The organism is Dyadobacter sp. (assembly GCF_017744695.1).
Taxonomy (GTDB): domain Bacteria; phylum Bacteroidota; class Bacteroidia; order Cytophagales; family Spirosomataceae; genus Dyadobacter.
Map to the genome: position 1 here is coordinate 101,884 of NZ_JAGIAS010000008.1, position 12,704 is coordinate 114,587.

General features: G+C 50.7%; 10 protein-coding genes. 6 read left to right on the forward strand and 4 right to left on the reverse strand.

The window, feature by feature from the left end:
• Positions 1-416: 416 nt before the first annotated feature.
• The gene (locus J7619_RS25650) at positions 417-1,055 is read left to right on the forward strand and encodes a response regulator transcription factor (protein ID WP_291205673.1); all 639 of its coding nucleotides are present in this window, start codon (positions 417-419) and stop codon (positions 1,053-1,055) included.
• A 39-nt stretch (positions 1,056-1,094) separates the two neighbouring features.
• Here J7619_RS25650 and J7619_RS25655 read toward each other — a convergent pair whose 3' ends face one another.
• Positions 1,095-2,147, reverse strand: coding sequence for an aldo/keto reductase (locus J7619_RS25655; RefSeq protein ID WP_291205675.1), 1,053 nt, complete (start codon positions 2,145-2,147; stop codon positions 1,095-1,097).
• 595 nt (positions 2,148-2,742) lie between these two features.
• Here J7619_RS25655 and J7619_RS25660 point away from each other — a divergent pair.
• The 5 genes from J7619_RS25660 (at position 2,743) to J7619_RS25680 (ending at position 8,990) form a co-directional block, all read left to right on the forward strand.
• Positions 2,743-3,273 (forward strand): gluconate 2-dehydrogenase subunit 3 family protein, encoded by a 531-nt coding sequence (locus J7619_RS25660; protein ID WP_291205678.1) that lies wholly within the window; start codon positions 2,743-2,745, stop codon positions 3,271-3,273.
• Positions 3,274-3,357: 84 nt separating this feature from the next.
• A complete protein-coding gene (locus J7619_RS25665; protein WP_291205680.1) occupies positions 3,358-5,079 on the forward strand; it encodes a GMC oxidoreductase in 1,722 nt (573 codons plus the stop codon).
• A 148-nt stretch (positions 5,080-5,227) separates the two neighbouring features.
• On the forward strand, positions 5,228-6,364 hold the full coding sequence (locus J7619_RS25670) for an MFS transporter (RefSeq protein WP_291205683.1): 1,137 nt from the start codon (positions 5,228-5,230) through the stop codon (positions 6,362-6,364).
• Between the two features lie 83 nt (positions 6,365-6,447).
• Entirely contained in the window at positions 6,448-8,550 is a 2,103-nt protein-coding gene (locus J7619_RS25675) for an alpha-amylase family protein (RefSeq protein WP_291205686.1), read from the forward strand.
• A gap of 23 nt (positions 8,551-8,573) precedes the next feature.
• On the forward strand, positions 8,574-8,990 hold the full coding sequence (locus J7619_RS25680; RefSeq protein ID WP_291205689.1) for an LIC_13387 family protein: 417 nt from the start codon (positions 8,574-8,576) through the stop codon (positions 8,988-8,990).
• A gap of 4 nt (positions 8,991-8,994) precedes the next feature.
• Here the strand turns inward: J7619_RS25680 and J7619_RS25685 are convergent, their stop codons facing one another.
• From J7619_RS25685 to J7619_RS25695, 3 genes are all read right to left on the reverse strand, one after another.
• Positions 8,995-10,425: an alpha/beta hydrolase-fold protein gene (locus J7619_RS25685; protein WP_291205692.1), complete on the reverse strand. Its 1,431-nt coding sequence runs from the start codon at positions 10,423-10,425 to the stop codon at positions 8,995-8,997.
• Between the two features lie 27 nt (positions 10,426-10,452).
• Positions 10,453-11,652, reverse strand: coding sequence for a DUF1624 domain-containing protein (locus J7619_RS25690; RefSeq protein WP_291205695.1), 1,200 nt, complete (start codon positions 11,650-11,652; stop codon positions 10,453-10,455).
• Between the two features lie 148 nt (positions 11,653-11,800).
• Positions 11,801-12,700 carry an ROK family protein gene (locus J7619_RS25695; protein ID WP_291205698.1) on the reverse strand — a complete coding sequence of 300 codons (900 nt, stop codon included), beginning with the start codon at positions 12,698-12,700 and terminating at the stop codon, positions 11,801-11,803.
• Positions 12,701-12,704: the final 4 nt, after the last annotated feature.

Below are 12,704 nucleotides of genomic sequence, written 5' to 3' on the forward strand. Positions count from 1 at the left end.
ATAAATGGTTTAGGCGTTGATGATTTAAAGAATATGGGTGAAATCAAGTACGTCCATGTAGTTATACTATATTCTCAAACTAGATAGTACTTATTTGCAAATGTATCTATAAATGGATCAAAATAAACCCACATATTTTTAGTATGATTGCACCCCCAAAAAATTGGGGGTATCGAACTAATTTTATCCACGTGATCGTTAGTTATTCACCGAAAGTTACTACCGGCAAATAACTAACACGATCCGATCGGTGGCCAATTTGCGTTATATTCGAGTATTTTGTGTAGCTGAATTAATTATATCAAAAAGCGACAAGGGTTTTAGGATTTTTCCCTTTCCGGCTATAAATATCAAATGATCGAATTGTATAAAATCGGGGCCTCAAATTAGGTTGTATAATACTCAAAAGTAATTCTATGAATATAGTTTTAGTAGATGAACACCTCCTTCTTGCCAATGCCCTTCAAAACCTGTTGAAGCTGATACCGGAAGTAGAAACGGTAGAAGCCTACACGGATGGTAAGGATTTCCTGACAGAAAGAAGTACCTCGCCACCCGATATCCTGGTTATGGACCTGGCCCTCAACGGCCAGAATGGTCTGGAACTGCTCGACGTGTGCCGATCAACGTTACCGCGGGAAATGAAAGTAATAGTCCTGTCGACCGTCACCGATGCGCAAACCGTCAAACACACGATCCGGCGTGGGGCGAATAGTTTTCTGTCAAAATCGATGCTTTTCGAGGAATTTAAGGAATCAATCTTCCAGGTGCGGTCGGGCAAGCAATACATCGGCAAAACCATCCGTGATAACCTGATCAACAGCGTTTTCACGGAAGAGGAAGTGGTTATGCACCTTTCTCCGAGGGAAAAAGAAGTACTTCAAAAGGTCTGCGGCGGGCATACCATTAAGGAAATTGCCTATGAACTGAAATTAAGCGCCCACACCGTGCAGTACTACCACCGTAGCGTAATGGATAAACTGAAAGTACGCCGCACCACCGACCTCATTGTGTATGCCATGCAGCACGGGCTTTATATCCCGGAGGCCAGGTAGCAAGGCGTATAATCGCCCAAACCCAACCTCCGGCACTCTTTATTGTCGCGCCATCAGATGGCTGTAAAAATCAGGAAGGGGATTTAATGCCGTATTTTTCCGCTGATGCCAGTAGGGATAGATCGGCGACTTTTCACTCGCCTCATCCAGGCGCTTCACCTGTGCTAATGTAAGGTTCCAGCCCACAGCACCTAGGTTTTGCTTCAATTGCTCCTCATTGCGCGCTCCGATCACGATATTACTGACAGTGGGACGTTGCAACAGCCAGTTCAGCGCCACTTGTGCAACGGTCTTTTCCGTTTCGGCCGCTACTTCGTCTAGCACGTCGATGAGGTTAAAGAAAAAGTCTTCGGGTATAGCGGGCCCTTCTCCTCCTCCCTGTGCGATACGCCCTTCCGGCGGAAGAGGCTGGCTCCGGCGGTATTTCCCTCCCAGCCGTCCTGCCGACAACGGGCTCCATACGATCGTTCCTACTTTCTGATCGACGGCGAGCGGCATCAGTTCCCACTCCAGCTCCCTGCTCAACAATGAATAATGCGCCTGATGAGCAATGTATTTTGCCCAACCATACCGTTCCGAAATAGATAGTGATTTCATCAGGTGCCAGCCCGAAAAATTGGAGCAGGCAATGTAGCGGACTTTCCCCGCACGGATCAGGTCGTTCAATGCACTGAGTGTTTCTTCAACCGGGGTGGTACCATCGAAGCCGTGCATATGGTAAACATCGATGTAATCCGTTTGAAGCCTGCGCAGACTGTCCTCACAAGCCTTGATCAGGTGAAAACGCCCGGAACCCGACTGGTTCGGCTTATCGCCCATTCTGAATGTAGCTTTTGTGGAAAGAATAATCTTATCACGCAGCCCGATAATCGCTTTGCCAAGGATTTCCTCGGACAATCCTTGTGAATAGACATTAGCCGTATCGAAGAAATTGAGCCCTGCATCCATACACAGCCCCACCAGCTTCGTAGCTTCATCAACCTGGGTATTGCCCCAAGCCTTGAAGAAGTCACCGGTACCTCCAAAAGTGCCGGTACCAAAGCTAAGTACCGGTACCTTCAGGCCCGATCCTCCCAGTTGTCTGTATTCCATTTGAGTTGACGTTAAAATGAATAAAGCGCGGCTTGTGCAGCCTGCGTGACGCGCCCCCCGGCGGCGGCGGCCAATTAAAGGATAAAATCCCCAAACGGCAAGTCAAAAGCCCCTTTTATACGCAACAGGGCATAAAAAAGGCCGGACGGGTCCGGCCTTTTGGCCTCAATCGTACAATCAGGAATCCGCCAGTCTCCCAGGAACTGCGACGATCTCGGCTGTTCGTTTAGTCAGGTTGGTTACACACTATGAACTGTACTTAGGTTTTTGGGATGCCTCTCAAAAAAATATCTCCCCTGAAACTCAGGGAAGATATCCACATTATTTACTCAACGTTCCTCTATTACCTAACCTTTAACTGGCGCAACAGGATCTCTGATGGATCTCTGACTGGCTGTTGCCTCAGCCCCTAGTCCAATAATATGATTCAAATATCATCACAGGATCTGGACCTCACGAAATTTGATGTGCAAATGGTCTTTTTGGATGAATATTCGGAAAAAAGGCTCTGTTTTGATGCCAAAAACGCCCTTCTTAATTATCTTTAAAGGATATTTTTTATAGCAATTTGAATTCCTGACTTAATAACCTAACCATGAACCGTAGAGAAGCTGTTCAAAGAATAACCTTCCTGCTTGGCGGCGCTATTTCGGCCCCGCTTATGGCCGGCATCGCAGGCGAACGTCTGAATTTCGGCCCATCCCTCGAAGTATCCGATCAGCAGGAAGCCCTGCTTGCGGAAGTTGCGGATGTGATCATCCCGACCACCGGCACGCCGGGCGCCAAAGCCGCCGGGGCCGAGAAATTCATCGTACGCGTCATGCGCGACTGCTACCCGATGGAGGAGCAGAAAAAATTCTATGATGGTCTTGCCAAAGTGGATGCGCTCGCCAAGGAAACATACTCCAAGAATTTTGCCGAGCTGGACGCTGCACAGAAGAACGACATTATCAAAAAGACTACTGTTTCCGACAAGCCCTTTTTCCTGCAAATGAAGGGGCTCACCGTTACGGGCTACTTCACTTCTGAAATCGGCGCAACGAAGGCACTCGACTACCTGCCGATCCCCGGCCGGTTTGAAGGCAGCTGGCCCATGCCGAAAGGACAGAAAAGCTGGGCTCTTTAATCCGGAAACATTTAAAGGGATAGTAGCGGCAGGCAACGCATGACGACCTGACTACTACCTGACATTCCAAACTCTCTAAGAAAAATGGCGAACCTGAATATTGACGCAAAAAAAGACATCACCTACGACGCCATCGTGATTGGCTCCGGAGTTTCCGGCGGCTGGGCGGCGAAAGAACTGACCGAAAAAGGCCTGAGAGTGCTCATGCTTGAAAAAGGCAAGAACCTTGAACACGTAACGGGCTATGAAAATGCACTGAAAGCTCCCTGGGAAACCCAATACAATGGGCGGCTGACAGTCAAACAAAAAGAAACACACCCATTCCTCTCGCGCGATTATCCATACAACGAAATGACCGAGAAGTACTGGATGAACGATATGGACCAGCCCTACGAAGAAAAAAAGCGCTTCGACTGGTTCCGTCCGAATATCGTCGGTGGGAAATCGATCATGTGGGGACGGCAGTCGTACCGGCTGAGCGACCTCGACTTCGAAGCCAACCTGAAAGACGGTATCGCAGTCGACTGGCCGATCCGTTACAAAGACATTGCTCCCTGGTATTCCTATGTCGAAAAGCACGTGGGTATTTCGGGAGAGAAACTCGGCTTGCCGCAGTTGCCCGACAGCGACTTCATTGCGCCCATGGAAATGTACCACGTCGAAAAGGAAGTTCGTAAGCGTCTTGAAAAGGAATTCCCCGGACGTGTTATGACGATCGGACGTGTTGCAAACCTCTCGCAACCAACCAAGATACAGCTCGACGGCGGTCGCGGCCCTTGTCAATACCGTAACCGCTGTTCTTACGGTTGCCCTTACGGCGCCTATTTCAGCACCCAGTCGTCGACATTGCCGCCGGCTATGAAAACGGGCCGGCTGACGCTGCGCCCCGATTCGGTGGTTCGCGAGATTATATATGACGGTAAAAAACAAGGTGGCCGCGCTACCGGTGTACGCGTGGTTGACACGGTTACCTTGCAGGAGCGCGAGTTTTTTGCAAATATCATCTTCGTTTGCGCAAGCGCAATGGCGTCCACGGCATTGCTCCTCAACTCCACTTCCGACCGCTTCCCGAATGGAATGGGTAACGACTCGGGCGAGCTGGGCCATAACCTGATGGACCACCACTTCCGTACAGGCGCGAGTGGCACCTGGGAAGGTGACCTCGACAAATATTACTTCGGCCGCCGGGCGAACGGTATCTATGTACCGCGTTACCGCAACGTCGGCTCCGACAAACGTGATTATCTCCGCGGCTTCGGTTACCAGGGCGGCGGTGGCCGCCAGGGATGGCAACGCAACATTGCTGAACTGGCATTCGGCGCCGATTTCAAGGAGGAACTCACCACGCCGGGCAACTGGACAATGGGCTTCGGTGGTTTCGGCGAAACATTGCCTTACCATGAAAACCGGATGTACCTGAACAAGGATAAAAAAGACAAATTCGGTATTCCCGCGGTTGTTTTCGATGCAGACCTTCGCGAAAACGAGAAGAAAATGCGCAAGGATATGATGAACGACGCAGCCGAAATGCTGGAAAGATCGGGTGTTAAGAACGTCCGCACTTACGACAACGGCTCATACCTGGGTATGGCGATCCACGAAATGGGTACCGCCCGCATGGGACGTGATCCCAAAACGTCGGTTTTGAATGGTAACAACCAGCTCCATTCGGTGAAAAACGTATTCGTTACCGACGGTGCCGCCATGACTTCCGCGTCGTGCGTGAACCCGTCGCTTACTTATATGGCGCTTACGGCGCGAGCGGTGGACTTCGCGGTGAAAGAATCCAAAAAGAAAAACATCTGATGGCATGTTCGGAGGCCAGGTCGCAAAACCTGGCCTCTTTTTTACATAGATGCTCTGACAGCTTGCAAAAACAGAATGCTATTTTTTGCAATATTTTGCAATTTTCTGCAAAATTATATTTCTTTGTAGAAAATCCACGCTTACATTAATGGAAGAGAAACTGAGAATCAGCGCAGCCAGGAGAGCAACCTTATTGATATTTCTAGTTTGTGGCATCGGCCTGTCCAGCTGGGCGCCGATGGTCCCTTTTGCCAAAATCAAACTAGGCCTGAATGACGCCGATTTGGGCGTGGTCCTGCTCGCGTTAGGAGCGGGAGCCATCCTGACGATGCCACTCACCGGCTTGCTGATCAATAAATACGGCAGCCGCGCAGTGGCAATCGTTTCGGCATTGGTAATTGCTTCGCTCCTTCCGTTACTGCTCCTGGCAGGTTCTCCCTACCAACTTGCAGCTGCATTGTTTGTGTTTGGTGCTGGAATAGGCTCTATCGACGTTTCCATGAATGCACAGGCCGTGGTGGTCCAGGAACGGCACGGCAGCCACATTATGTCTTCTTTTCACGGGATGTTCAGTCTTGGCGGGCTCATGGGCTCCATAGGACTTGGTTTTTTGATCAAAGCCGGACTCTCGCCCACTTACGCGGCAGTTGCGATTTCCGCTTTGCTCGTCTTTATTACAGTAACCCAATCACGCTACCTGCTACCGCACTCGGAAGAAGCCAAAATGGATGGAACCAGCTTCGTTTTACCAAAAGGGCCTGTTGTACTGCTCGGCATCATGTGTTTTATCCTTTTCCTTGCCGAGGGGTCCCTACTCGATTGGAGTGCTGTTTTCCTGCAATTTTCGCGCAGTTTCGATCCCTCATTCTCCGGACTTGGTTATGCAGCATTCTCGGTGGCCATGGCCATTATGCGCCTCACAGGTGACGGCCTTATCCATCGGCTGGGGCCTGCAAAAGTCGTATTTTACGGCACGTTGTTGGCCGGCGCCGGCTTTATTGTCGCTGTGACGATCCCTTCCGCCATGGCGGCATTGGTCGGGTTTGTCATGGTCGGGTTGGGCGCTGCCAACGTGGTACCGATATTCTTCACCGCCGCCGGGCGTATCCCTAATGTCCCGCCATCCATTGCCTTGTCGGCAGTTACCATTCTGGGTTATTCCGGCCAGCTTGCCGGCCCTGCGCTGATTGGCGTGCTCGCCGAAATCACTTCGCTGTCCTGGGCACTTGGATTAGTCGGTCTGCTACTCTTTTTCGTCGCATTCGGCTATAAGCACCGGGAATAGTGTGCTCGCGTAAAAATCAATCTACCTCCATCAAGTAGATGCAATAAGGCCCGGCTCTTTTCCACCAAATCATTCATTTTGGTATGAAAAGCCATATTCTACTCCTTTACTTTATACTGAACACAGGCTGTCTCCTCGCGCAAAACAAGGCCGATCTCTGGTGGAAAAGAAACAATCTGAGAGTTATTCAGATGAACCTGCCCGCCTATGAGGCAGCGACGATCAACGCCGATTCGATTGTAACGGACCTTGTCAGCTGCTCGGCCAACACGCTTTTGATCAATGCCGGCGGCATTATGGCTTTCTACTCTTCCCGGCTGGATTTTCACTACCGTAATCCCTACCTGAAAGACAACAATGTACTGGCTGATATTGTCCGCAAATGCCACGATAAAGGCATTAAGGTTATTGTCCGCTTTGATTTCAGCCGCGTGCACGAAAGCATTTTCAAGGCGCATCCCGACTGGTGCTACATTTCCCCCAAAGGTGAGCGTATCATCAATACCGATATGTACGTAGTATCGATCAACGCACCTTATGTGCAGGAAAAGGCTTTCAATATCATTGAAGAGGTGATCAATACCTTCCCAATCGACGGAATTTTCCTGAATATGCCCGGTTATCAGGTCAATAACCCGTATGAAGGTAAATACCATGGCATCGATCAGAACGAGTACGATAAAAAGCGTTTTGGGGAATTCAGCGGTGGCAAGGCGCTGCCTACTGAGGAAAACAAAGCAGATCCGCTTTTTCAGCAATACCTTGAATTCAAAAAAGTGACCGTGGAAGAATGGTCGGAGAAGCTGCACAAGCTGGTAAAATCCCGAAATGAGCAGATTGCCATCTGTACTTACTCTGACAAGTTTGTAGACATCATCCGCCACGAGTCGCAAAGCATGACCACCCTGCCCTATTGGCCTTACACCGCATCCGACAATGTCGGCAATGCGGTCAATTCCTTTCCGGATCACATTATCAGCAATGCGAGCATTCAGCAAATATCTTTCCAGTCGCGCTACAATGCAGTGGAGCCGGAAGAGACGAGGATCCGACTGTACGAAAATATCGCCAATGGCTCGGGCCTGGACATGAGCATGATGGGCGATATGCGCGGGTATGAAGACGAGCGCAACTATCCTGTTTTCAGGAAAGTCTATGGTTTTCATAAAAAGAATGAGGCCTATTTCGGCAAATACAAATCAGTGGCCCAAATAGCAGTCGTTGCCCCGGGAGCCTGGCCCAACGGCGAACCCATGCAGGAATACCGCGGCATACAACTTATGCTCCGCGAAGCACATATTCCATTTGATATCGTGGAAGACGGCCAGATTGCGAACCTTGAACAAAAAGTGAAAGGCTATAAGCTGATCATCCTGCCGGAAATCACCTACCTGAAACCCGAAGCGCTCCGCGTGCTGAAAGAAGCCAGCCAGCAGGGTACCCACCTGATCGCCACCAATCGGACGTTGTTTGATAGTCCAGAGGCATTACAGGCGCTTTTCGGTGCAAAAATTGAGAAAAAGGATAACGACGGCGCGGGAAATTACCTCGTACCCGACGACCGGGGCATTTTCAAGAGCTTCAAGGGACAAAGCATGCTTTTCTGGAAATTCAACCTCGGGCTCTACGATCTGTCGGGTGCCGACCTAAAACTGCTTCCGATTTTAGCAAAAGGCCGCCCAGGCCCTCCGGAAATCATCGGCGGTCACGATCCTACCGGTTACTATGCATTGGGTATTAAAAACCATCCGAACAGCAAGGCAGCACTTTTCCCAATTAACCTCGGTCGGATCTACTACATGCATGGCTATCAGGAACACAAGAACCTTTTGCTGGATATGATCCGCCACATGCTACCCGAAATCGCACAGAATTTCGAGACGAATGCGCCGGCACGCGTCGAAACGGTATTGAAGGAGTTTACCAAAAACACCCCCGAAAATCAGTCAAAAAACACCTCTGACGGCCATATTCTGCATTTAATCAATCTTACCGGTTTCAGTGGAAATACCTACTTCCAACCCTTGCCTGTCAACGATCTGCAATTCAGGATCCGGCTGTCGAAAAAACCGCAAAAAGTGTTTACATTGACGAATCACAAGCCTTTGAGCTTTACCTGGAAAGACGGCACGGCCAGTGTCGTACTCCCGCGCCTGGCGGAGTTCGAGAGCATCGTGATGGAATGATAAACTAAATCGAACGCTACCCCATGAAACCAAGACTCGTCCTGCGCATCGCTGCGCTGTGTATCCTCATTCACTTAATCGGGCATTCTTTCGGCCATTTCTCCTGGAAAGAAACCCCTGATCCCGTCAAACAGGAGGTGATCCGGCAGATGACCGGACCGAAATTCGAGTTCATGGGCGTAATGCGGAGTATGGGTGAATATTATGAAGGTTATGGCCTTATCCTGTTCGTCGTATATGGCATGTCGATAGCCCTCATACTGTCGGCCGCGCGGTATGCCGACAGCTACCAGGACATTGCCCGCAAAGTGCTTACGCCCATTGGGATCGGTTACCTCACCATGGGAATTATCGAATTCATGTACTTCTTCCCGTTTGCAGGCTCGATAAGCCTCGCCGCCGGCGCATTGGTGATCCTCGCTATTTTCCTGAATGGCTAGCTGCCTACAATTTGGGAGCGTCCGGTTTATTGGGCGCTTCCCCCGGATTTATGCCGCGGGTTTTCAGCTTGCGGCCATAAGTTTTGCCATCGATTTTAATGTACAGCACATCGGAATTGTCTCCGCCAAATGTTATTTTGCTGGCCGCACCATTGGGTGTAGGCAAAATAGCATTCACGCGTCCGGTCTGATCGAGGATTTGCACGCCTGAATTCGTAGCAACATAAATCCGGCCCTCGCGGTCACAAACAATGCCGGAAGCGCCCGCTTTATTTTCAGCATCGGACGCGTGTAGCCATCCAAAGCGCTGTCTGTACGCCAGTTTTCGGTTCGGTTGAATCTGATAGGAATACACCCAGTGCGAGGAGGTGTCAACAGTGTAAACCAACGTCTGGTCGGGAGAAAGGGCTGCGGCGGCGGCCTTCAGTGTTTTCAAAGAATTCTCGCTGGAAGGTGTCGGTTTCCCCTTTATTGGAAAAGCATCCGCTGCCTCCATCCAATCCTCGCCCGGGATCAACAAAGCCGATAGAAATGCATTCTGCGACTGTCCTTTTTTGATCTGCTCCGGCCAGCCTTTCCATAAATAGCGCATTGCTTCGGGGAACAGCGATGTTCCTTGCTTACCATTATGGCCTCCCTCACCCCATTGATGCCGCACTTCATAACCTGCAAACGTCAGCGCACGAAGCATGGTCTGATTCGCCATCCACCAGTCACCGGCGTAGATATTCAGATCGTTGGCACCGTCCTGCATGTAAATACGGATAGGCTTCGGCTCGACCTTTCTGAGCAATGCCGGGTAACGGTCTGCACCTCGCAGGCCCACATAAGTCCCTATCGCGCTGAACACGCGGGAAAATGCGTCGGGGCGCTCCCAAGCGGCGGTAAATGCGCACACCGCGCCACTGCTCGAACCGCCGATCGCACGGTCGTTTCCGTTTTTGGAAAGGCGAATCTGCCGGCCGTCACTCGTTTTTTTCTTTTCAACCTCCGGCAGGATTTCTTCCAGAATAAATCGTGCATAGGCGTCGCCCAGACCGTCATATTCAAAGCTGCGGTTGAAGCGGTCGTTGGCAGCAGCCGGGTCTGCGGCTTTCACACGCCCGTGCATCACGAAAACGCCAATCGTTACCGGCATTTCCTTTTGATGAATGAGATTATCGAACACCGTCGGCGCCTTCCATTGGATACCGTCCTGATTCACGTACACACACGCGGGCGTGTCGGGCGAGTATTGCGCCGGCACGTACACCCAATACTCACGCCACGTACCCGGAAATATCTTGGATTGGTCAAACACAAATTTCAGGACCTCCCCCTTTGGTACATCCGGATGCTCTTCCGATGCCGGATCTACCGGGTAATTTTCTTCCGGGGCCTGGGCATTGGTGATCAGAGGCGCAAAAAAGCAGAACAGGAGCAAAAGATGCTTCATGCAGTTTGTATTTAAATTGAAAAACATTTACAAATAGCTCAGCCACCATGTCCGCTTACGTGCCCGGTACTCGCCATACCACTTGCAGGGCCAGTATAGCGCCACGACGATCAAAATCCAGATCAGGTAGGTTTGCCCAAGCGGATACCCGAATTCGTTGGGCCGGAACTTGAAGAACAGGCTGTCGTCAGTGGCCTGTTGCCAGGTATAGCCCGACAGAAACACAGTCACCATAGTCATGATGTGAATGACGTAGAAATGCACCAGGAAGAAAAAGAATGGCACCCGGCCATAAACCGTACAAATACGGCTGAATGCGTTATCCGTTTGCTCGGTAAGGGCAAGTAGAATGAGGATCGGCCCCTGCGTCATGAAAGTAAAGAACAGCGAAGGCGGATATTTGGTCACATTCAGGAAGGACATGAAAGTTTTGATACCTGTATCCTGCGTCGACCATGGAGCCGGATCACCATATCCATTGATCAGCCTCAGCACGACAAACAACACGGTAAGCACCGAGCCGATCAGGATGAGCAGCTTCTTGCGTCGCGTGGGATCCGCATTGCGGTTATACAGCATGCCCAGTCCGTAACCCGACATCATAATACCCGCCCAGGGGAATATCACGTACAGGAAGACAATGGCACCACCGTCGGGACGGGGCAGGAATGTTCCCCTACCGGTAAAGAATATGCGCAGCAGGATGTCGGCCGTCGAGTTTTCCTGCAACTTCACATAATCCAGCAGATTGTGACCAAGCACCAATGCCAGTCCGAGTATCAGAACGGTTTTGGGCGAAGCAAATCGCACGGCAACACCGAGCACGATCATGGCCCCGCCGAGTGCCCAGAACACCGCAAAAAAGAGTGTTTTGTAATAAATATCAAAGGTGAATGCGAACGTCATAAACACCATTTCCACTAGAATAAGCCAGAAACCGCGTTTGATCAGGAAGGCCGACTTTTCCGCGGCCGTCTTGTTCTGCCCGGACAAATAGGCCGATAGCCCCGAAAGCATCATGAACGAAGGTGCGCAGTAATGCGTGATCCAGCGGGTAAGAAACAATGCGGGCGTGGTGGTAGCAAGGTCGGTAGGGTCGCCAGTGGCGCCTGCGATATGAAAAAAGTCGCGCACATGGTCGAGCGCCATGATGATAATGATCAGGCCTCTGACGGTGTCGATCGACCTGATACGGTTGGTGAGGGTGCTGGTGGCTGTGGTATACATGACTAATGCAAGTTGATGACAACTGACCTAAGAAGCCACATAAATTACTGATTTACTGCCTATATACCTGCAACACCAGGCAACAAAAATCCCGGCATTTTTCAACCGAATGCTGAAAAATGCCGGGATTTGAAAGATCGGACTCCCGTTACAGCAACGCCGCCCCGAAAACGCCCGCGCTATCGCCCAGTTTGGGCTTTACGATCGGCGTCGTTACGATTCCTTTGTTGAATATATACTTGCGGATGCGCTCGAATCCGGCTGTGTAAAGCAAGTCGATATTACCTACACCTCCGCCGATCACGATCAGGTTCGGGTCGATCACGTTGATGAGCGTCGAAATAGCGCGGCCATAATATTCGAGCAGACGTTCGATCGTTGCTTTGGCATGCTCATCGTTGCCCGTGTGGTATCTTTCCAGCACGGTTTTCAAAGATACCTTCTCCCCGCTCAATCTTTCGTAGTGCCGCTCCAATGCGGGACCTGCAATCACCTGCTCCACGCAGCCTGCTTTGCCGCAGTAGCATGGGTCGCCGCCTTCTTCGAGAATGTTGTGCCCCCATTCGCCGCCGATGCCGTGATGCCCGCCGATGATCTTGTTGTTCACGACCAATCCGCCGCCTACTCCGGTACCCATAATCACCCCAAATACCACTTCTGCACCGTGATAATCTTTTCCGGCGCCCATCAATGCTTCTGCCAGGGCAAAACAGTTTGCATCGTTAGCAAGTTGGCATGGTACGCCCAGTATTTTTTCCAGATCGGCCTTCAACGGCATTCCATTGAGGCAGGTCGTGTTGGAATTTTTCATCAGTTGCGAATCCGGTTCGAGCACGCCTGGTGTCGCGAAACCAATTTTACGCGGCCGCTCGCCTACCTGATCCGCTACCATGTCGATCAGCTTCTTGATCTGCGACAGAATATGATCATAGCCATTTACTGATTCCGTCGGTACGCGCATGCGTACCACCACTTCCAGATTCCTTTCGGGATCCAGCACTGCACATTCTATTTTAGTACCTCCTAAGTCGATTCCCCAGAGTTTCATTGTT

Coding starts and splice junctions, on each gene's coding strand:
- J7619_RS25675 (WP_291205686.1), top strand. CDS start 6,448: ATGAAAAGCCATATTCTACTCCTTTACTTTATACTGAACACAGGCTGT.
- J7619_RS25655 (WP_291205675.1), bottom strand. CDS start 2,147: ATGGAATACAGACAACTGGGAGGATCGGGCCTGAAGGTACCGGTACTT.
- J7619_RS25680 (WP_291205689.1), top strand. CDS start 8,574: ATGAAACCAAGACTCGTCCTGCGCATCGCTGCGCTGTGTATCCTCATT.
- J7619_RS25650 (WP_291205673.1), top strand. CDS start 417: ATGAATATAGTTTTAGTAGATGAACACCTCCTTCTTGCCAATGCCCTT.
- J7619_RS25685 (WP_291205692.1), bottom strand. CDS start 10,425: ATGAAGCATCTTTTGCTCCTGTTCTGCTTTTTTGCGCCTCTGATCACC.
- J7619_RS25660 (WP_291205678.1), top strand. CDS start 2,743: ATGAACCGTAGAGAAGCTGTTCAAAGAATAACCTTCCTGCTTGGCGGC.
- J7619_RS25670 (WP_291205683.1), top strand. CDS start 5,228: ATGGAAGAGAAACTGAGAATCAGCGCAGCCAGGAGAGCAACCTTATTG.
- J7619_RS25690 (WP_291205695.1), bottom strand. CDS start 11,652: ATGTATACCACAGCCACCAGCACCCTCACCAACCGTATCAGGTCGATC.
- J7619_RS25665 (WP_291205680.1), top strand. CDS start 3,358: ATGGCGAACCTGAATATTGACGCAAAAAAAGACATCACCTACGACGCC.
- J7619_RS25695 (WP_291205698.1), bottom strand. CDS start 12,700: ATGAAACTCTGGGGAATCGACTTAGGAGGTACTAAAATAGAATGTGCA.